This window comes from Galbibacter kalidii (assembly GCF_026241135.1).
Taxonomy (GTDB): domain Bacteria; phylum Bacteroidota; class Bacteroidia; order Flavobacteriales; family Flavobacteriaceae; genus Galbibacter.
This window is the reverse complement of the sequence record NZ_JAPFGA010000019.1, coordinates 54026-75553: the sequence shown is the minus strand read 5'-3', so window position 1 is coordinate 75553 and position 21528 is coordinate 54026. Positions and strand designations below refer to the sequence as shown.

At 39.5% G+C, this 21528-nt stretch carries 20 protein-coding genes; 11 read left to right on the top strand and 9 right to left on the bottom strand.

The window, feature by feature from the left end:
• Nucleotides 1–260: 260 nt before the first annotated feature.
• Genes OOZ15_RS17030 through OOZ15_RS17020 form a run of 3 tightly spaced genes read left to right on the top strand, consistent with a single transcriptional unit; the run spans nucleotide 261 to nucleotide 1999 of the window.
• Complete coding sequence (locus OOZ15_RS17030) at nucleotides 261–653, top strand: 2TM domain-containing protein (protein WP_265957646.1); 393 nt, start codon at nucleotides 261–263, stop codon at nucleotides 651–653.
• A gap of 3 nt (nucleotides 654–656) precedes the next feature.
• Nucleotides 657–1151, top strand: coding sequence for a dihydrofolate reductase (locus tag OOZ15_RS17025; protein WP_265957645.1), 495 nt, complete (start codon nucleotides 657–659; stop codon nucleotides 1149–1151).
• Entirely contained in the window at nucleotides 1148–1999 is an 852-nt protein-coding gene (locus tag OOZ15_RS17020; RefSeq protein ID WP_265957644.1) for a fructosamine kinase family protein, read from the top strand. Before OOZ15_RS17025 ends, OOZ15_RS17020 begins: the two co-directional genes overlap by 4 nt.
• 182 nt (nucleotides 2000–2181) lie before the next feature.
• On the opposite strand, the gene murI is transcribed toward OOZ15_RS17020, so the two are convergent.
• From murI to OOZ15_RS16980, 8 genes are all read right to left on the bottom strand, one after another.
• A complete protein-coding gene (gene murI / locus OOZ15_RS17015) occupies nucleotides 2182–2967 on the bottom strand; it encodes a glutamate racemase (protein ID WP_265957643.1) in 786 nt (261 codons plus the stop codon).
• A gap of 70 nt (nucleotides 2968–3037) precedes the next feature.
• Complete coding sequence (locus OOZ15_RS17010) at nucleotides 3038–3547, bottom strand: OmpH/Skp family outer membrane protein (RefSeq protein WP_265957642.1); 510 nt, start codon at nucleotides 3545–3547, stop codon at nucleotides 3038–3040.
• A 51-nt stretch (nucleotides 3548–3598) separates the two neighbouring features.
• On the bottom strand, nucleotides 3599–4408 hold the full coding sequence (locus OOZ15_RS17005; protein WP_265957641.1) for an OmpH family outer membrane protein: 810 nt from the start codon (nucleotides 4406–4408) through the stop codon (nucleotides 3599–3601).
• A 131-nt stretch (nucleotides 4409–4539) separates the two neighbouring features.
• Nucleotides 4540–7080, bottom strand: a complete 2541-nt coding sequence (bamA, locus tag OOZ15_RS17000) for an outer membrane protein assembly factor BamA (RefSeq protein WP_265957640.1) — start codon at nucleotides 7078–7080, stop codon at nucleotides 4540–4542.
• A gap of 7 nt (nucleotides 7081–7087) precedes the next feature.
• A complete protein-coding gene (uppS, locus tag OOZ15_RS16995; RefSeq protein ID WP_265957639.1) occupies nucleotides 7088–7825 on the bottom strand; it encodes an undecaprenyl pyrophosphate synthase in 738 nt (245 codons plus the stop codon).
• Nucleotides 7826–7831: 6 nt separating this feature from the next.
• The gene (porG, locus tag OOZ15_RS16990) at nucleotides 7832–8512 is read right to left on the bottom strand and encodes a type IX secretion system protein PorG (protein ID WP_265957638.1); all 681 of its coding nucleotides are present in this window, start codon (nucleotides 8510–8512) and stop codon (nucleotides 7832–7834) included.
• 119 nt (nucleotides 8513–8631) lie between these two features.
• Nucleotides 8632–9516, bottom strand: coding sequence for an NAD kinase (locus OOZ15_RS16985; RefSeq protein WP_265957637.1), 885 nt, complete (start codon nucleotides 9514–9516; stop codon nucleotides 8632–8634).
• A 95-nt stretch (nucleotides 9517–9611) separates the two neighbouring features.
• Complete coding sequence (locus OOZ15_RS16980; protein WP_265957636.1) at nucleotides 9612–10268, bottom strand: CBS domain-containing protein; 657 nt, start codon at nucleotides 10266–10268, stop codon at nucleotides 9612–9614.
• A 99-nt stretch (nucleotides 10269–10367) separates the two neighbouring features.
• On the opposite strand from OOZ15_RS16980, the gene OOZ15_RS16975 reads away from it, so the two are divergent.
• The 8 genes from OOZ15_RS16975 (at nucleotide 10368) to clpX (ending at nucleotide 19191) form a co-directional block, all read left to right on the top strand.
• The gene (locus OOZ15_RS16975; protein ID WP_265957635.1) at nucleotides 10368–11081 is read left to right on the top strand and encodes a pyridoxine 5'-phosphate synthase; all 714 of its coding nucleotides are present in this window, start codon (nucleotides 10368–10370) and stop codon (nucleotides 11079–11081) included.
• Nucleotides 11082–11302: 221 nt separating this feature from the next.
• Nucleotides 11303–12073: an alpha/beta fold hydrolase gene (locus tag OOZ15_RS16970; RefSeq protein ID WP_265957634.1), complete on the top strand. Its 771-nt coding sequence runs from the start codon at nucleotides 11303–11305 to the stop codon at nucleotides 12071–12073.
• A 109-nt stretch (nucleotides 12074–12182) separates the two neighbouring features.
• Nucleotides 12183–13427: an OmpP1/FadL family transporter gene (locus OOZ15_RS16965; protein WP_265957633.1), complete on the top strand. Its 1245-nt coding sequence runs from the start codon at nucleotides 12183–12185 to the stop codon at nucleotides 13425–13427.
• A gap of 22 nt (nucleotides 13428–13449) precedes the next feature.
• Nucleotides 13450–14931, top strand: coding sequence for an SGNH/GDSL hydrolase family protein (locus tag OOZ15_RS16960; protein WP_265957632.1), 1482 nt, complete (start codon nucleotides 13450–13452; stop codon nucleotides 14929–14931).
• 259 nt (nucleotides 14932–15190) lie between these two features.
• Nucleotides 15191–15532, top strand: a complete 342-nt coding sequence (locus OOZ15_RS16955; protein ID WP_265957631.1) for a phage holin family protein — start codon at nucleotides 15191–15193, stop codon at nucleotides 15530–15532.
• Between the two features lie 241 nt (nucleotides 15533–15773).
• The gene (tig, locus tag OOZ15_RS16950) at nucleotides 15774–17096 is read left to right on the top strand and encodes a trigger factor (RefSeq protein ID WP_265957630.1); all 1323 of its coding nucleotides are present in this window, start codon (nucleotides 15774–15776) and stop codon (nucleotides 17094–17096) included.
• Nucleotides 17097–17185: 89 nt separating this feature from the next.
• A complete protein-coding gene (clpP, locus tag OOZ15_RS16945) occupies nucleotides 17186–17863 on the top strand; it encodes an ATP-dependent Clp endopeptidase proteolytic subunit ClpP (protein WP_265957629.1) in 678 nt (225 codons plus the stop codon).
• A gap of 98 nt (nucleotides 17864–17961) precedes the next feature.
• Entirely contained in the window at nucleotides 17962–19191 is a 1230-nt protein-coding gene (clpX, locus tag OOZ15_RS16940; protein ID WP_265957628.1) for an ATP-dependent Clp protease ATP-binding subunit ClpX, read from the top strand.
• Between the two features lie 83 nt (nucleotides 19192–19274).
• Here the strand turns inward: clpX and katG are convergent, their stop codons facing one another.
• Complete coding sequence (gene katG, locus OOZ15_RS16935; protein WP_265957627.1) at nucleotides 19275–21461, bottom strand: catalase/peroxidase HPI; 2187 nt, start codon at nucleotides 21459–21461, stop codon at nucleotides 19275–19277.
• Nucleotides 21462–21528: the final 67 nt, after the last annotated feature.

Genomic DNA, 21528 nt, shown 5'->3' with positions numbered 1-21528 from the left:
GCCCCCTCGACTGCCCGAAAACCCGCTGTACAATGAACTTCCGCTCCCTCTCCTACATCTACCATCCTTCCGAAAGCGGGTGCAAATATAGAAACTTTCCCCGAATTTTTCCAAATGTTTTTTGCGGTTTTTTTGAACCTTGTACACAACCCATTGATAAACTTGGGGTTAGCCGGAAAAAAGTTTTTTATCCCCTCCTAACTTCCCCAAAGGGAAGGGGTATTGAGGATTTTGTATCTTTATGACAAAATATCCATCTTATGTTTTCAAAAAACAAGAACAAAACCTTGAACGAGGTTGATGAAGAGCAACACGAATTACTTGAAAATGCTCAATCTCGCATCAAACAGAAGAAAAGACTCTACTATCATTTTGTGATTTTCCTTATCGGTAGTGTCTTTATGATTATTGCAAACAAGATCCTTAAGTACGGAGAGAATCTTAACTGGTTTGTCTGGGCAATCATGATTTGGGCTTTTTTGTTTATCATTCATTTTATCAATGTTTTTATCACACACAAATTCATGGGAAAAGAATGGGAACGAAAACAACGCGAAAAATTGGTTGTAAAACAAAAAACCAGAATTGCTAAATTGCAAGAGGAAATAGAGAAGGAACATTCCGATTCCGATAACCCTGAAAATATTTCTTGATTAATGATCACAATGATTGCTGCTGCAGCAGAAAACAACGCCCTTGGTAAAGACAACGATTTGGTATGGCATCTGCCGGATGATTTTAAACGTTTTAAAGAGCTCACCACTGGGCATCATATTATCATGGGGCGAAAAACTTTTGAGAGTTTTCCGAAATTGCTTCCCAATAGGACACATGTCATTATCACCAGACAAAAAGATTACCAGCCAGAAAACTGTATTGTAGTGCACTCTATGGAAAAAGCGCTTGAAGCTGCCAAAAATGACCAGCAGCCTTTTATCATTGGTGGTGGGGAAATATATAAATTAGGGATGCCATTTGCCGACAAGATCGAACTCACAAGGGTCCATCATCAACTTGAGGCTGATACGTTTTTTCCGGAAATCGATGAAGATGAATGGGAATTGGCCGCTTCTGAGCATCACCCTAAGGATGGAAAACATCGGTTTGACTTTTCCTACCTTACCTACATCAGAAAAGAAAGGCTTTGTTGATTGACCAATCATTAAAAGAACACCTCAAGGGTGTCCTCAATACGAATCAGATTTATTTTAATCCACTTTCAGGTGGTGACATTAACGATGTTTACCGCATTACCACCGATTCTCAATCGCTGATTATTAAACTGAACAATGCCCGGAAATTCCCCGGAATGTTTGAAGCGGAAGCCATGGGACTGACCACACTTTCTGTAGCAGACTGCATTCGTATCCCAAAGGTGAAACACTGCAGCACCCTCAACTCCACTTCTTTTTTGATCATGGAAGATATCCCTAAGGGAGAAAAAAGTGTGGATTTTTGGACGAATTTTGGCAAGGAACTCGCTGGCCTGCATCAAAAAACACAAGATTTTTTCGGTTTTGAAAGCGACAACTACATCGGAAGCCTTCCTCAGCAAAACAATCTACATAAAAGTGGAATCGATTTTTACATCTTGGAACGGCTGGAACCTCAACTAAAAAGAGCTCACAATAATGGTTATTCGTTTAAAAACACCGATTTGTTCTTTAAAAACCTGGAAAGCATCATCCCTATTGAACCTCCGGCTTTGATCCACGGCGATTTATGGAACGGGAATTTCTTAATCGACAACAACGGAGCATCTTGCCTTATCGATCCGGCTGTCTGCTATGCTTCAAGGGAAATGGATATTGCCATGATGCATCTTTTTGGTGGATTTGACCGCGAGCTATTTGACCAATACAACAGCATCTTTCCACTAGCTGAAAATTGGAAAAACAGATTGGATGTATGGCAACTTTATTATCTGCTCGTGCACCTCAACCTGTTTGGTGGCGGGTATTTAAGATCGGTTGAAAGTATTCTGAAGAAATATACTTAACGCGAGTTCGATTTATACTGTTTTGCTTTTCAATCAGATATTTAGATATACTATTATGGTATTGTGAAAAAATGTAAACCATTAAGGAGTTAAGAGAATTAAGGTATTTCATTAAGCAACTTAATGCCTTAATGGTTCTTTCATCCTTATTATTTTTAGATATTTAATCGAACTCAGGTTACTTAGAATTCCAAACTCCCTACGCTTAATTCAGACTGGACATCGCTAAGTAACATTTTCAAGACTTCGACATTGGAATTTGTGTAGAAATTGAATGTAGGTTGATCTTGTAACATATTTAAAAGATTATTCTTCTCCAAAACCGCCTTGGTCTGTCTGGCTACAGCCTGACCAGAATCGATAATGGTTACCGAGGGAGGAAGTATTTTTTTTATCTGCGGAATCAAATACGGATAATGGGTGCAGCCCAACACCAAATAATCAGCATTCTTATCGATCATGGGTTGTAAATATTTCCGAAGTAAATGCTTCATTTCCAGACTTTCAATTTTTCCGGATTCAATGAGCGGTACGAGTCCGTCACCAAATTGTTCGATCACTTCTCTGTCTTTTGCATACAGGGTCGAAGTTTTTGAAAACAAACTACTCGACAGCGTACCTCGCGTTGCTAACACACCCACCACACTGGTTTCAGATTTTAATGCGGCCGGTTTTATGGCAGGTTCTATCCCAATAAAAGGAACATTGTAATTCTTTCTCAGATAATCTATGGCATTGGTCGTTGCGGTATTGCATGCCACTACAATAAGTTTACAGCCCTTATCCAAAAGATATTCTGTGTTTTTAACACTAAGGTGGATTATTTCATCTTTGGATCGTTCGCCATACGGAGCATTTTTGCTGTCGGCCAAATAGAGTGTCGATTCCATAGGGAGTAATTGGTGGATCTCCTTCCAAATGGAAGTACCACCAACTCCTGAATCGAAAATACCAATGGGATCGTTCATCACGTGTAAAAATAAAAAAACTGCCTACAGAAATGCAGACAGTTCAAAATTATTTTTTGATATGTTGTTTTTAGAATCCAAGTTCTTTTTTAACATCGGCCAGAATATCCTTACCGTCGGCCAAGATAACTCCAGAACCTCCGGAAGAATCCAACACATAGTCAAAACCTTGAGCTCTTCCTACTTTTTGAATAGCATCGTTTGCTTTTTTCAAAACAGGCTCTAACAATTCCAATTCTTTTTCTTGCAATTGTTGTTGTGCTTGCTGTTGTGCTTGCATGATATTTTGCCTATCGGTTTCTACTTCTTGCGCTCTCTTATTATTTTCTGCTTCCGATTTTGTACCAGCTTCATTTTTGTACAACGTCATTTTGTTTTGAAGTTCTTGATAGCTTGTTTTGATATCGGTTTGGTATGTTTCTTGCAATTTCTGAAGTTCTGCTTGTGCAGCTTTCATTTCCGGCATTTCCGACATCAATTGTTGTACATTGACATGCGCCACTTTACTCTGCGCATTCGCAAAGCTTACCAATCCTACTGCCAATACAACTGCAATTACTAATGTTTTTAAGTTTTTCATCTTTTTCTAAAATTTCTAAATTGTTGTTACTAACTTTTGTTATTAAATTAATTATTCTCCCTCTTCGTTTTCCGTCGTGTTTGTATTTGTGTTTTCGTCTTTTAGTTTTTCCCGCTCTTCCAATTTGGCTTTGCGTCTCGCTTCCCGCTCTTCCAACATTTTCTTCCTGCGTTCTTCATAAGCTTTTTTTCTGGCCTCAATCTCTTTCAGTTTAGCGGCTCTACGCGCTTCAATCTCTTCTTGCCTTTCTTCTTTTCTCTGCTGATAGGCCTCCTGTCGTTCTTTGAGTTCCGGATCCACCTCTTTAGGTTGTTCCGCAGCAGTAGCTCTATCTGTTCTCTTTCGTGTCGCATTGATACTCCTCAGCACTTGTTCACTGATGTCGTAGCGCTTGTCTGAATACAACATGACCACATCGGCCGATTTGTCAAAGACAAAATCGTATTTCTTATTTGCCGCAATCTCCTGTACCGCATTAAAAACCTGATCTTGTATCGGTTTTACCAATTGGCTTCGTTGCATGATCAGATCTCCATTAGGACCAAACCTATCCTGTCGGTATTCTTTCATCTTGGCTTCCAACTCATCAATCTCGTCTTCACGTTCTTGAATAAGCTCTTTGGTCAAGAGAACCTTTTCAGCATTCAGGTCGGCTCTCATCTTTTTGATGGTAGCCTCCTGCTCCTCTACCTCAGCTTTCCATCTTTGCACTTTCTCTCCCAGTTGTTGGTTGGCCATTTGATATTCCTCTACATTTTCAAGAATGTAATCCATATCGACATAGCCAATCCTGACTCCCCGTTGTGCATTTACGGAAAAAGCCGTTAAAACTAACAATAATAAAAGAACTTGTGTCTTCATTTGTTAAAAATTTTTGTTTCTGTATACGAAGAAAACAAAAAATTCTTATTTATCAACTTTTCTATCAGAGATACTTTTCAATAAACAAATATTGTAAAGCATGTTATCCATAGAAAATATCGTGCCAAAAATTAAAAATTCTGTCCAATAATGAAATGTGTTTGCCATCCACTTGGTTCAACTTCTCCCGGAATTGGATCAAATCCATATCCGAAATCAATCCCCAACAGACCAAATGCCGGCATAAAGATACGCACCCCAAGTCCGGCTGATCTTTTTAGGTTGAACGGATTGTAACTTTCAAAATTTTGATAGGCCGAACCTCCTTCTACAAATGTCAATCCGTAGATAGAAGCCGTCGGTTTTAGCGTAATCGGGTAACGCAATTCCATTGAAAATTTATTGTAAACTGTCGAACCGTCGTTCCCTGACAGGGACTGGTTAGGATATCCTCTCAAAGCGATATTTTCCCTTCCGTCCAAAGTATAATTCCCGAGTCCGTCACCTCCAAGGAAGAAACGCTCAAAAGGAATCACTCCCCTATCTTCGTTATACGCACCGAGGAAACCGAATTCCACTCCGGTTTTCAATACCAGTTTAGCCACAAGGTTGGTGTACCAGTTTCCACTGAACTTTACCTTATAAAATTCCAACCATTTATATTTTTCCTGATCAATTTTTGATTGATCAGGCACTACTTCATTCTGTGAATTAATTCTTTGATACTCCGGATCATCTCCCAAATTGGCATAATCGATATTATTGAAAAGAGAATATGGAGCCGACAATCGCAAGCTGACATTAAATTCTGATCCTGCCATTGGGAAGATCGGGTTTACAGAGGTATTGTTTCTCGACAATGCAATGGTATAGGCCAAGTTGTTGGAATATCCATTTCCAAAAGTAAAGAGCGAGGTGTTATAGTTTTGCAGATCGTAGTGTTGGAAACTCAAAGAATGTGACAACTGGAAAAAGTTATCCGGCCATTGCAAACGTTTTGCCAAACCTACGGTTACCCCCGTAATTACGAAGCGCTGATCTTTATCGGCTTCTCCTGTACGTGGATTATACCTGAACTGCAAAGTTCTGTTGATCGAAGTTGAAAATTGCACTGGTTTCTTACCTCCCATCCATGGTTCCATGAATGAGAAACTATAAGTCTGATAGAATCTACTCGCCTGTAATCTTAAAGACAAACGTTGACCGTCTCCCATTGGTACCGGCTTATAAGCTTCTCCGTTAAAGATATTCCTGATGGAGAAATTATTGAAAGACAAACCGAGTGTCCCGATAAAACCTCCGCCACCATAACCCCCTTGCAGTTCGATCTGGCTCGATCCTTTTTCTGTTACATTATATTCTATCCCAACGGTTCCGGTTTGCGGATTAGGATCTATAATTTGTGGGTCAATGGTTTCCGGGTCAAAATAACCCAATTGCCCAAGTTCACGAATGGTCCTTACAATATTGTCCTTTGAATACAACTGTCCAGGTTTGGTCCTCAACTCCCTATATATAACATGGTCGTTGGTTTTGTCATTACCCTTAACACTTATGTTTTCAAAATAGGCTAATTTTCCTTCAATGATCCGTATCTCAAAATCAATAGTATCGTTTTTGGCAGCTACCTCAACCGGATTGATCTGCGAGAACAAATACCCGTTATTTTGATACATGTTGGTTACATCCTGTCCGTCGGGTTTGCTATTATCGGCTATTCGCTTGTCAAACAGAACCCCATTGTAAGTGTCTCCTTTTTTCAGTCCTAATACTCTTCCCAGTTGTTCATCAGTATAAGCAGCATTACCCACAAAATCGATATTTCCGAAGTAATATTTATTTCCTTCTTCCAGATCTATATTGACATCGATGGTATTATCGCCATTATAAATTACCGTATCTGATGTAATTCTAGCATCCCTATATCCGTTCTCCTTATATTTATCGATAACAGCGCTCAGGTCTGTTTTATAATCTTCCGGGATAAATTTTGATTTTTTCCAAAAACGCCCAAAGACCTTCTCTTTGGTGTTTTTCATGGCTTTCCTCAGTTTTCTTGATTTCAGCTTTTCATTTCCGTTGAAAACAATATCGCGGACTTTCACCTTTTCACCTCTGTCAATAGCCACTACCATTTTCATCATATTGGCATCTGTAGTATCAGCCAAGGTATTGATGTTGACTTTTGTATGGAGGTATCCATCTTTTTTGTATTTATTCACCAAAAAGTTTTTGGTGTTGGCAATCAAGCTTTCTGTAAGTTTTTTTCCTTTTTTAAGGTCAGCTTCTTTCAGGAGATCTTCAACCTTTCGCTCTTTAATTCCGGTTACTTTTATATCGGAAATTACCGGCAATTCAGTAACATTCAGCTCAAGGAACACTTTATTACCTTCTACTTTGGTTTTATAGACATTGATATCGCTAAAGAGGTTCAACCCCCACAATTTGCTTATCACCTCACTGATCTGTTCACCCGGAACGGTTATTTCTTGTCCTGTGCGCAATCCTGTATAGGTAATGACGGTTTCTTTGTTAAAGCTTTTTACACCGGTTACTTCTATGCCACCAAGAATATATTTCTCTCCTTTATCAAAAGTCGTTTCCTGCGCAGTAGCATGTTTAGTAAAGGTTAACAGTAGTAAAATAAATACACCCAAATATCGTTTCAGCATGATATTCTTAGTTAAGTTGTTCGCTTGTCTTTCCAAATCTACGTTCTCTGTTTTGATAGTTTATTATTGCTTCCCACAAATGCTCTTTGGTAAAATCGGGCCATAGCGTTTTAGTAAAATACAACTCAGCATAAGCAATCTGCCACAACAAAAAATTGCTTACCCTGTACTCCCCGCTGGTTCTGATCAACAGGTCAACATCTGGCAAATTTTGCGTGTAAAGATGATTATTTATTATTGATTCGTCAATAATATCGGGAGAAATTATATTATTTTTAACTTTAGTACACAGCTCAACTACAGCATTTTTGATTTCCTCTCGCCCTCCATAACTCAATGCCATAGTGAGTGTCATTCGGTTATTATCCTTTGTTTTTTCCATTACCTCCAAGAGTTCTGATTGCACTTTTTTAGGCAATGTTTCTATATTCCCGATAGCATTGAGTTTGATATTGTTCTGAAGTAAGGTTTTGAGTTCTTTTTTAAGCGAAGACACCAACAGTTTCATCAAGGTTTCCACCTCCATTTTAGGGCGTTTCCAGTTTTCAGTAGAAAAAGCGTACAAGGTCAGGTTTTTTATGCCCAGTTCGGCACAACCTTCTACCACACGCTTCACAGCCTTAGCCCCATTTTCATGACCAAAAACCCTGAGCTTCCCCTGTTGCTTCGCCCATCTTCCATTGCCATCCATGATAATAGCAATATGTTCAGGAAGCTTTTCCTTATTGATTAACTTTTCATTCATTACTCATTACTCATAACAGCTATAGCATGGTTTTTGTCCAAAAGTATAGGTTAACGTCACTCCTGAAAAAACATACCAATCGTCGCTAAAGATATTTCCAAACCTTAATTCCGGAAATTCCTTTGGGTTACTCCCATCCAAATTATCGGTAAAGGTATATCGCGCACCTATTTCTGCCGCAAGGACAAAACGAGTGTTCAACCTACCTTTGACTCCAATAGCCATTGGGATTGCAAATGTAGTTTTATTTCCATAATCTATTGCAATATCATTGTCATAATATAGCAGATCATGTAAAAAAAGAGAAACACCGCCGTATAAATAGGGTGTCACCGACCTGGAAAAATTATCCAAGTCGAACTCCAAAAAATTAAACTCCATTCCCAACGATCCTTCTAATACATCATTCGAAAAATTGTAACCGCGCGTTTGTCTTGCCGAACTCCCTGAGTCGGTGTCAGACGCATGTAATTTCGAATAGATAAGGGATCCCCGATAGGAATACCGTTTGCTGATATTCCATTTAGCGACTCCGCCAATAGCCAAACTGTTGGGTTTGATGTACCATTCGGCACCTACATCGCCTATGAAGTTACTTCCTCCTGCAAATGCTCCTATTTCAAACATCTGCGCATAAGACATGCTTGTTCCAAACAATACTACTATGGCTAAAATCCTAAATTTCATACCTTTTAAAGTTTGCAAATATATACATTATGATATTTTATGAGTAATATCATAAAAAATGAATGTGCAGGTAAAACATTTTTTGAAAGAATTTATTGTTTTTAAGTAGCATTATTCGTTCAATTGCGCTTGTCTTCCCCCCATAATAATTTTTTCCGAAGTGTTTTTAAAAAGCTTTCATCGGCAAGATCTACCAATTTTATCTTAAAAGGCGCTTGAGTTATTGTTATTTCAGCCTCATTGCTCAGTGTAGCTATACGGGAATCCAAAGAAACCAAAAAACTCTCTTCACGCCCCGAGACCTTAAGTTTGATCTCTGTTTTATCAGGAATAACCAACGGGCGCGCATTAAGGTTATGTGGTGCGATTGGCGTAAGAACCAAGGCATCGGTACTAGGTGCAATGACAGGACCGTTACAACTCAGCGAATATCCGGTGGACCCGGTTGGTGTGGAAACGATAAGTCCGTCTGCCCAATAGGAAGTAAGATATTCTCCATCCAGCCAAGTGGCTATCGTGATCATGGAAGTGGTGTTTTTTCTACTGACAGCAATCTCGTTCAATGCAAAATTCACTTCAGTTTCACCCTCCATAGGCATATCGGTTGCGATCTGAAGCAGAGTTCTTTCTTTTACTTCAAAACCGTTGTTGAGCACTTCTTCAACGGCCTCTTCCAGGTTCTCTTTTTGAACCGTAGCCAAGAACCCCAGCCTTCCTGTGTTGATCCCTAGAATAGGGATGTTCAAATCCCGAACAAACAACACCGCACGAAGCATGGTTCCATCTCCCCCAACACTCAAGAAAATATCAAAAGAATTGTCAAGATCTTCAAAAGAAGAAAAAGTAGGATAATTTTCAGAAATAGAAAGCGGCTCTTTTATCTGATCCAGATAGGTTGTCTCAAGAAAAACCTCCGCTTTATTTTTTTTTAGAACACTTAAAAGAGTATGAATATATTTTTTCGAGTCTTCTTTATAATATTGACCGTAAATACCAACTTTCACGTGATCGGGTTTTAGTTTATTATCAGTAAAGAAAAAATAAAGTTTAGTGAATTCACAAATACGGTTAGCCATACCGATTTGGATAGAACATCATTTTAAATATTGAGAAATTTATTCAAATAATTAGATCTTTCTTTCAAGCCTTCCACATAAGAATCTTCTTCATTTCCTGCCACAATATTATAGCTATACCTCCTAAAAGTCTGAATGATATCGTTCAAACCGGAATTTCCTATTTTCATGGTTATCTGGGTCACATCATCGTGATTTGCTGATATAAAAGCCCCCAATAATTTTCCATCATTACTTTCCACAATCTGTGATATTTCACTGAAAGAATAGTCTGTATTTCCTTTTTCCACAATCAAAATCCCACCGGGTTCACTCAAAAAAGGCGTTTCCTTAAACAGGCTCACCACATCAATCAGATTGTAATAACCCACATAGATATTATGTCCATCCAAAACCGGTAAAACATTAGCGTTGAATTTTGCAAAAGATTCCAGCACATCCAGCCAACTATCATTTTTTTGCACAAAGAACAGGTCTAAAGCATACAGATAATCGCTTACTTTTTTATCAGGATCAAATCCCTGTACATCGTCTTCCGAAATATTCCCGAGCAATTTATTATCTTCCACCACCGGAATATGCGTATTTGTACAATCAGAAAACATCCCCCTCACCATTTTTACCGGATAATTTGGCAATAATGGCAACACATCATTATTTATATAAGAATGTAAATTCATCACAACTTTATTTCTTTGGCAAATTAATCAATTTCTATCACAATTAAGCAGGGTTTAGTTCGTATTTTTGTGCTCAAAATTCATTTTGATCTACATTTTATGACTAAGTTAAGTGTTAACATCAACAAAATAGCTACGCTAAGAAATTCACGTGGAGGCAATATTCCCGATGTGATCAAAACCGCCAAGGATATTCAGGATTTTGGTGCTGAAGGTATTACCGTCCACCCAAGACCCGACGAACGCCATATTCGGTATCAAGACGCAAGGAATTTGCCCAGTGTGGTTTATACTGAATTCAATATAGAGGGAAACCCCATTAAGAAATTTGTCGATCTTGTACTGGAGGTCAAACCCACACAAGTCACTTTGGTTCCCGATGCTGAAGATGCCATTACCTCAAATGCGGGATGGGACACGATAAAACACAAGGATTTCCTCATTGATGTTATTGCTGAATTTAAGGCTAACAATATTCGGACTTCCATTTTTGCTGATCCGGTTGTGAGTATGATAGAAGGCGCTGCAAAGACCGGAACAGACCGTATCGAACTCTATACTGAAGCCTATGCGTCCGACTATGAAAAAGGAAACAAAAACGGAATCGCTCCCTATATCGAAGCGGCAAAAGTAGCCAACGAAATTGGTTTGGGCATCAATGCGGGGCACGACCTCAACCTGGATAATGTAGCATATTTTAAACAAAACATCCCCGGATTATTGGAAGTATCCATTGGCCATGCCTTAATTGCCGAATCCCTTTATTTAGGATTGGAAAATGTGGTGCAGATGTATTTAAACCGATTGAAATAAATTTTACCGTTTATTAACCATCTCTTTCCACAATACACTTTAATCTCATTAAATTTGACATAAAACTATCTCATGAAACCCTCATAGAGGGATTTAGTATGGCCAAGGCAATTGCCTCAACAAAAGAAGATGAATAAAGCAAAGGGCTTTATGGGGTTGCGATTACTTGCTTAAAATATGTGAGATACCTAAAAACAAATGTTTAACTTAAAATTATTCGTGTGAAAATACTCAAGTCTAGAATCATAGGAAAAGGTAAACCGCTTCTCATTCTTCACGGTTTTTTAGGCATGTCCGACAACTGGAAAACCTTGGGAAACCAATATGCAGAAAATGGTTTTGAAGTGCATTTACTGGATTTACGAAATCACGGTAAGAGTTTTCATTCCGACGAATTTTCTTACGAATTGATGGTAGACGATGTGTTAAACTACATCGATCTCAACGATTTGGAACACATCAATATCATTGGTCATTCCATGGGTGGAAAAGTTGCCATGCTTCTGGCGGTCACTCATTCAGATATCGTCAACAGACTTTTGATAGCAGATATCGCACCAAAATACTATCGCCCACACCATCAAACTATTTTAGACGGATTGAACGCATTAAATCTCGACGAGATCGACTCCCGTTCAAAAGCAGACGAACAGCTTTCAGCATATATTTCAGACTGGGGAATACGACAGTTTTTATTGAAAAATCTGCATTGGAAAACCAAAGGAAGGCTCGATTTCAGATTTAATTTACCAGTGCTCACCCATGCTCAGGAAACCATAGGAAAAGCCTTGCCAGACGGTAAAAGTTTTCCCGGGAAAACCCTGTTTTTAAAAGGCGAAAAGTCAAATTATATCAAAGCAGAAGACAAGGAACTCATTATTTCGTATTTCCCTAAAGCAACTATAGCGGATATTGACAATGCCGGACATTGGATCCATGCTGAAAACCCGAAACAATTCTTCCAAAAATCAATTGCTTTCCTCAACAGTTAAATGTTAATTTTTTAAATATTTTTGAATATTAGGAGGTTCAAAATTGCTTGAGAGTAATAATGTTATAAATTTGATACCGCTAATTTCACTAATCTTAAATTTTCATCACATGAAAAAACTCATGCTGTTGGCGGTCGTGTTACTTACAACTGTCTATACTTATGCCGGCGGATATCGGGTTGCCCTACAAGGTAACAGACAACTTGCTATGGGACACACCGGTGTTGCGGTTATCAATTCGTCTGAATTGGTATTCTTTAATCCGGCCGGACTTACTTTTTTAAATCAGGAATTTACTGCCAGTGTTGGAGCTAACGCAATTTTTACTAATATCAGCTTCCAAAACGAACAGTTCGGATGGAGCACCGAAGCAGATAATCCCATAGCCACTCCGTTTAATGCTTATGCAGCATACAAAATAAATGACTGGGCCAGTGTGGGTTTTGGAGTTTACACCCCATATGGAAGTGGTGTAGAATACCCAACCAACTGGGAAGGCTCACACCTTATTAACGACATTAGTCTGTCTGCTATTTTTTTCCAACCTACACTTTCTATTAAAATAAATGAAAGGCTGAGCATTGGCGGTGGCCCTATTTATGCTACGGGGAATGTTAACTTCAATAGAAACCTGGATCGCAGTACAACAAATACAGAAGGAGAACGACTCAACGTCACCATAGACCAAAGCGGTATAAGTGCATGGGGATACAATCTCGGTATGATGTTCCGCCCCACAACAGATTTTACACTGGGAATCAACTACCGTTCAGAGATCACTATGGATGCAAAAGACGGGAAAGCCGATTTTCAAAATATCCCTTCAAGTCTACAAAGTGTTTATGCCGACGGAACTTTTGATGCCACTCTACCCTTACCTGCTGAATTATCAGTAGGATTTGCATACGAAATCAATCCCCGGTGGCTTGTCGCTTTCGACTTCAACAGGGTATATTGGAATGCTTATGAAGCTTTGGATGTAAAATTCAGTAACGGACTGGAATCCTTAAATCCGCGTAATTACAAGAATTCTTCTGTATATCGTTTCGGGGTTCAGTATAAAGCCAACGAACGTTTTACATTAAGAGGCGGGTATTATTTTGACGAATCCCCCGTACAATCCGGATATTTTGCTCCTGAAACACCAAGGAACGATTCCAACAATTTCACCGGAGGATTCACTTTACGATTAAGTCAGCGTCTTGCACTCGACGCTTCGTTTTTATACATTCACTTTGACGAGATCGACGAATCGTACAACCACTATCAGGAAAACGGACAAAATGTACCTTTTGGAGGAACATACAAGAACAATGCTTTCATCCCGGGCTTAGGAATCACTTACGGATTTTAATGAATTCTAATTTTTTAAAGAAATGAAGAAACTACTATATATTTCATTTGCCGCTCTGGCTATTGCAGCTTGTGAACCCGAATTTAACAATCCGGTAGACGAGCAAGGTTTTTACACCAGTGGTGAAGCAGATTTTTCAAATTTTGTGACCGTTGGTAACTCGTTGACCGCCGGATATGCCGACGGTGCTTTATACCTTCAAGGACAACAAAATTCGTTACCATATATGCTTGCCGGACAATTCGCACATGCCGGAGGCGGGGAATTTACTCAACCTCTGGTCAACGACAATTTGGGAGGTCTTTTGGCAGGCGGGCAACAAATTCAGGACAACCGAAGGGTTTTAAGAATAGGTGCCGATGGCAGTCAGGTTCCGGTAATTCTGGAAGGCACTCCTACCACAGATATTACAAATATTTTGGAAGGGCCGTTTAACAATATAGGGGTTCCGGGAGCAAAAAGTTTTCACCTTCTAGCCAACGGTTACGGAAACATCGCAAATTTGGAAGCAGGACAGGCAAACCCATATTTTATCAGAATGGCTTCTTCTCCGGATGCTTCTGTGATTGAAGATGCTGCTAGTCAGCAACCAACTTTCTTTTCCCTTTGGATAGGAAATAATGATATCCTCGGATTTGCTACTTCCGGAGGTGTAGGAGTAGACCAAACAGGAAATATAGATCCAACTACTTATGGCCCTAACGATATTACAGATCCGAATGTATTTACTGGCACATACAACACACTTTTGGAAACATTAACGACCAACGGAGCTAAGGGAGTAGTCACCAACATCCCTGATGTAACCTCTATTCCGTTTTTTACAACGGTTCCTTATAATGCTATCCCAATGGATGCTCAAACTGCTACTGCAGTCAACGAGAGTTACTCGGATTATAACAACGCCTTGTTATTGGCACAGGGTGCGGGTATGATTACTGCTGAAGAAGCTCAGCAACGTACAATTTCTTTCAGCGCCGGACAAAACGCAGTGGTCATTCTCGATGAAGATTTGACCGACCTTACTGCTCTGAACCCTGAGTTAAGAAATTTACGTCAAGCTACTGTTGAAGATTTACTGCCACTTACCACTTCTTCCGTTTTAGGAACTTTGGCAGATCCTCAAAATCCGAGTTCGGTTATCGGTGTAGGTGTTCCATTGAACGACAGTCAGGCATTGACCGAGGTTGAAATTCAATTGGTAGTCAACGCACAAACTGCATACAACACCACCATAGCTGCATTGGCAGAACAATACGGATTGGCTTTTGCAGACACCAAAGCTTTGATGACCCAAGTAGCCAATGGCGGTATTTCATTTGACGGCGGGACCATTGCCAATACTTTTGGTTCAGGCGGTGCATTTTCGCTGGATGGGGTTCATCCAACACAACGTGGATATGCCGTTGTAGCCAATGCATTTATTGAAGCTATCAACGACAAATACGACGCAACTATTCCACTTTTAAACCCGGGAACATTCCCAACAGTTTTTGTGGAATAGCCAAATTGAAAAAGATCATTTTCTGTCAGTTCGAGCATTATCGAGATTCAAAATACATTTTGAATTGAAGATACCAAGCGAAGCTTATCGATAACTATATAACCTTTGAAACAAATAGGTTTCGATGGCTACACCATGTGCTTTCAATAAAAATATATTTTATTTCAAGCAATGCTCAACCTGACAAAATCCAGTTTTCATCACTTTTAGACCTTTTTTTCATATCTTTATTTTATTAACCACTAAAGAAAAAATACATATGAAACTCATCATTAAAATACTTTTAACTGCCATAGCAGTAATCATTCTTGCTAATGTACTTCCCGGTGTGGGAGTAGACAACTACCTAACTGCCATAATCGTAGCAGTGGTATTAGGTTTATTAAACCTTATCGTAAAGCCGATCTTGGTCATTTTCACCCTACCGGTGACCATCATTACCCTAGGGCTCTTTTTACTTATCATCAATGCCATTATTATTTTAATAGCCGATGCTTTAATAAGTGGATTTTCAGTAAGTAATATCTGGTGGGCATTGCTCTTCAGTCTTTTGCTTTCTGTATTACAATCTATTTTTGAATCCTTGGTATCAACTGATTAAAAAAATCGGCACTCGTTTTTTACTATTTACTGAAAAAGGTTTCGATTTGCCCATTTTCAAAAAAGAATTTGGGCATTTTTTTATAATTCTTCGTTCACCTATACCCTATCTTTTAAAGACAAAACAGGCCTCTTTCAAACAAAAATTAATATTTTGTTTTTCAGACTTTTAAAAACTTGGTTAGCTTTTTAAAATGTATTACTTTTGCATGCCAATTTAGAGGCTATTAAATTTTTTGAGAATGGATATTACAAGAGAGCAAATTGACGATTTAAATGCAATTGTAAAAGTTGCGATTACAAAGGAGGATTACAGCGACAAAGTAGATAAGATCTTAACAGACTACAGAAAAACAGCCAATATCCCCGGATTCAGAAAGGGACATGTCCCTATGGGATTGGTGAAAAAGCAATACGGAAAAGCCGTTTTGGTTGATGAAGTAAACAAGCTTTTACAAGATTCATTGAACAAATATCTAACCGAAGAAAAATTAGACGTTCTTGGAAATCCACTTCCAAAAGCGCAAGATAACCTTGATTGGGATGCAGAGGATTTCTCATTTGAATTTGAATTGGGTCTTGCTCCTGCTTTTGAGGTGAACTTAAAGACTAAAAAGGCGATTACTCACTACCAAATTGTTGCCGACGATAAAATGATCGATGAGCAGATAGATCGAATTGCCAAACAATACGGCAAGTTGATCTCTCAGGATGAAATCACAGAAGAAAGTGAAGTGACCGGTGTTTTCAAAAACGAAGAAAAAGAAATTGAAAACCGTGTAACCTTCTCATTAGATAAAATAAAAGGTAAAAGAAACCTCAACAAATTTGTAGGGGTCAAAGTGGGCGACACCATTACTTTGAAGACAAAAAGTCTTTTTGAAGACGACCACGACTTGATCAACTTCTTGAAGGTTGAACACGATGAAGCTCACGATTTGGATATCGAAGTCACCTTTACTATCGACGAAATCAATTTAAGGGAAGCCGCTGAATTGAATCAAGAACTTTTCGACAAACTTTTCGGAGAAGGTGTTGTTTCTTCAGAAGAGGAAATGAGAGCGAAAATAAAAGAGGATGCTGAAAAGCAATTCATTCAACAATCAGATCAAAAACTACTAAATGACATTACTGAAACATTGGTAGAAAATACAAAATTTGATCTTCCGGCTGATTTCCTTAAAAAATGGATCCAGGTCACTGGTGAAAATGAGCTTTCTGATGAAGAAGCCAATGAAGAATACGAAAAATCTGAAAAAGGATTGAGATACCAGTTGATCGAAGGTAAAATCATCAACGAAAATGATCTTCAGGTAACTTATGACGAATTGAAAGATTTTGCCAAAAAATACGTGCTCATGCAAATGGCACAATTCGGACAAACCAATCCGGAGCAAGAAGTATTGGAAAACATTTCCACACGAGTACTTTCAAATCAGGAGGAAGCCAAAAGATTATCAGAGCAGCTAATGAGCGAAAAACTGGTAAATCTTTACAAAGAAAAAGCGAATTTAAAGACCAAAGAAGTAACCTATGAAAACTTTGTTAAAGAAGTTTACGGGTAAATTTCTTAAAATAATTTAAGTATCTTTAAGGCGTTAAACTGTTAGTTTTGACGCCTTTTTACGTACTAAAAAAACAGCAAAATAAGTATATGAATTTCGAAAAAGAATTTAAGGCATACGCCACTAAGGATAGAGGGGTAAACAGCATGTATTACGACAAGATCATCAGTGCCATGACTCCTGTTGGACTCACCCCAAACATTATTGAAGAAAGACAAATGAATGTAGTCGCCATGGATGTTTTCTCCAGATTGATGATGGATAGGATCATTTTTATGGGAACGGCTATCAACGATCAAGTGGCCAATATCATTCAGGCGCAATTACTCTTTTTGGAAAGTGCTGACTCTTCAAAAGATATTCAAATATATATCAACTCCCCCGGCGGTAGTGTTTATGCCGGTTTAGGCATCTATGACACCATGCAGTATATCAAACCTGATGTGGCTACCATTTGTACAGGAATGGCTGCATCCATGGGTGCAGTATTGTTATGTGCCGGAGAAAAAGGGAAACGTTCTGCCTTACCCCACGGCAGGGTGATGATACACCAACCTTTGGGTGGTGCCCAAGGACAAGCCAGTGATATCGAGATCACAGCTCGTGAAATCCTTAAACTCAAGGATGAATTGTATCAAATCATATCAAGACATTCCGGACAAACCATGGAAAAGGTAACTGAAGACAGTGACCGTGATTATTGGTTAAAAGCTGAAGAAGCAAAAGACTACGGAATGATCGATGAAGTACTGAAAAGAAGCAAGTAAGTTTTTCCAAAAAAAACGTACTAACCATAAAATCAAGTATTTAAAATTCTATTTTTAAATAGAAAACGTATATATTGCGTTTTCACAACAGTAAAAAAATGGCTAAAGAAGATTTAGAATGTTCGTTTTGCGGTCGTAAAAAACCGGAAACCAATTTGCTCATTGCAGGTCTAGACGCTCATATTTGTGACCGTTGCATCGAGCAAGCACATGGCATTGTTGTTGAGGAATCCCAACAATCCAAAAATCAAGAGCTGTCATCTGAATTGGTTTTAAAGAAACCTGCCGAAATAAAGGAGTATTTGGATCAGTTTATTATTGGGCAAGATATAACCAAAAAGGTAATGTCTGTAGCGGTATACAACCATTACAAAAGACTATTACAGCCGGCATCCAACGACGATATTGAAATACAAAAGAGCAACATCATCATGGTGGGGCAAACCGGTACCGGTAAAACACTTATGGCAAGAACCATTGCCAAAATGCTGAATGTCCCCTTGGCCATCGTAGATGCCACGGTACTGACCGAAGCCGGGTATGTTGGTGAAGATGTTGAAAGTATCTTAACTCGTTTGTTGCAGGCAGCAGACTACAACCTTGAAAAAGCGGAAAGAGGTATTGTTTTTATCGATGAGATCGACAAAATAGCACGAAAAAGTGACAACCCATCCATCACACGTGACGTATCGGGTGAAGGGGTACAGCAAGCACTTTTGAAGCTTTTGGAGGGAACAACTGTTAACGTTCCACCTAAAGGAGGGCGAAAACACCCGGATCAAAAATTTATTGAGGTAAACACTGAGAATATCCTTTTTGTAGCCGGTGGGGCTTTTGATGGTATCAACCGCCATATTTCCAAACGATTGAATATGCAGGCCATTGGATACAGCGTAGATGAAAAAGAGATTGTTGATCGCGAGAACCTCTTGCAGTATATCATTCCGAAAGACCTTAAAGAATATGGATTGATCCCTGAAATCATAGGTCGACTCCCTGTGTTAACCCATATGGATCCGCTGGACATCAAAGCGCTGCGTTCTATACTTACAGAACCTAAAAATGCCATTATCAAACAGTACACTAAATTGTTTGAAATGGATGATATCAAGTTCGAGATTACAGACGAAGCCTTGAATTATATTGTAGAGAAAGCCGTTGAATATGAACTGGGAGCCAGAGGATTGCGTTCGCTTTGCGAAACCGTGCTCACTGATGCCATGTTTGATTTGCCAAGTTCAAAGAAAACACAGCTTAAAGTAGACAAAGCATATGTAGGAGAGAAACTCACAAAATCAACTATAAACAAGCTGAAAGCAGTTTCTTAGATAATATAACATATTCGATTTTATAAAAACGAAAGGTGGCCGATATCAGGCCACCTTTTTTTATGTCGGACTATGGACTCTTCTTAAGCCAAGTCAAAACGATCGAGGTTCATCACTTTAGCCCAAACTGCAACAAAGTCTTGTACAAATTTCCCCTGAGAATCAGTACATCCATAGACTTCTGCAACGGCTCGTAGCTCTGAATTCGATCCGAAAATTAGATCGGCACGTGTACCAGTCCATTTCACTTCACCGGTTTTACGATCGCGACCTTCAAATACTTCATTATCATCAGAAACAGGCTTCCATTCCGTACCCATATCGAGTAAGTTCAAGAAGAAATCATTAGTCAATGTCTCCGGTTTGTCGGTAAATACCCCATGCTTAGATCCATCAAAATTGGTGTTCAATACGCGTAAGCCACCAACAAGAGCTGTCATTTCAGGTGCAGTTAGTGTAAGCAACTGTGCCTTATCGACAAGCAATTCCTCTGTTGATACTGAAAATTTGGTTTTGCGATAGTTACGGAAACCGTCCGCAGCCGGTTCAAGGTATGTAAATGCTTCTATATCGGTTTGCTCTTGTGAAGCATCCATACGTCCGGGAGCAAAAGGTACCTTCACATCTTTTCCGGCATCTTTAGCTGCTTTTTCAACTCCGGCGTTACCTGCCAATACGATTAGATCGGCCAAGGATACTTTTTTACCAAAGTCTTTTTGAATGCCTTCTAAGGTTTGAAGCACTTTAGAAAGCTGAGCCGGATTGTTCACTTCCCAATCTTTTTGAGGCGCTAAACGAACGCGGGCACCATTGGCACCACCACGCTTATCTGATCCACGAAAGGTAGAAGCTGAAGCCCAGGCAGTAGAAACCAACTCAGAAACAGACAATCCCGAACCCAATATTTTAGCTTTTAATGCTTCTGCATCTTGATCATTGATCAATTCGTGGTCAACAGCAGGAATTGGATCTTGCCAAATCAACTCTTCTTCCGGTACTTCAGGACCTAGATAACGAGCCCTTGGTCCCATATCACGGTGCGTTAATTTATACCATGCTCGAGCGAATGCATCTGCAAATTCGTCCGGGTTTTCGTAAAAACGTCTCGATATTTTTTCGTATTCAGGATCAAGCCGCAACGAAAGGTCTGTAGTCAACATTGTTGGCTTGTGTTTTTTATTAGAATCGAACGCATCAGGAATGCTTTCCTCCGCATCTTTCGCTACCCATTGTATAGCCCCGGCTGGGCTTTTGGTTTGTTCCCACTCATGCTTAAACAAGTTTTCAAAGAAGTTGTTACTCCACTGTGTTGGTGTTTCCGTCCAAGTCACTTCCGGACCACCGGTAATAGCATCCGAACCTTTTCCTGCACCAAAACTGTTCTTCCAACCAAAACCTTGCTCTTCGATAGGAGCAGCCTCAGGTTCCGGACCTACATATTCACCAGGATCGGCAGCACCGTGGGTTTTACCAAAACTGTGCCCACCGGCGATCAAAGCTACGGTTTCTTCATCATTCATTGCCATACGTTTGAAAGTCTCGCGAATATCGACAGCTGCAGAAATCGGGTCACCATTTCCGTTAGGCCCTTCCGGATCCACATAGATAAGTCCCATAACAACCGCTGCCAATGGATCTTCCAAATCGCGTTTACCGGAATAGCGTTTATCCTCCAACCATTCAGATTCAGAACCCCAGTACACATCTTCTTCGGGTTCCCATACATCTTCACGTCCACCGGCAAAACCAAAAGTTTCAAAGCCCATGGACTCCAAGGCTACATTTCCGGCAAGTATCATAAGGTCTGCCCATGATATTTTCTTACCATATTTTTGTTTGATGGGCCAAAGTAACCTACGCGCTTTGTCCAAACTGGCATTATCAGGCCAACTGTTAAGGGGAGCAAAACGTTGCTGTCCGGCTCCGGCACCACCACGACCATCACCAATACGATAGGTCCCGGCACTGTGCCATGCCATACGAATAAATAAACCACCGTAGTGACCAAAATCTGCCGGCCACCAATCTTGTGAGTCGGTCATCAGATCATTAAGATCCTTCTTCACAGCCTTAAGATCAAGGCTCTTGAATTCTTCAGCATAATTATAATCTTTCCCCATTGGATCGGATAAGGAAGATTGCTGACGTAGTATGTTTACTTTCAACTGATTTGGCCACCAATCACGGTTTCTTGCTCCACCCCCAGCACTTTGCTTTGGAGCACCACCCATAAACGGGCACTTGCTAATGTCATTTGAATTGTCTCCCATTTTTTTGAATTTTTTATTAATCTTTTACTGAATTCACAATTAGATACACTCAAAATTACAAAAAAAT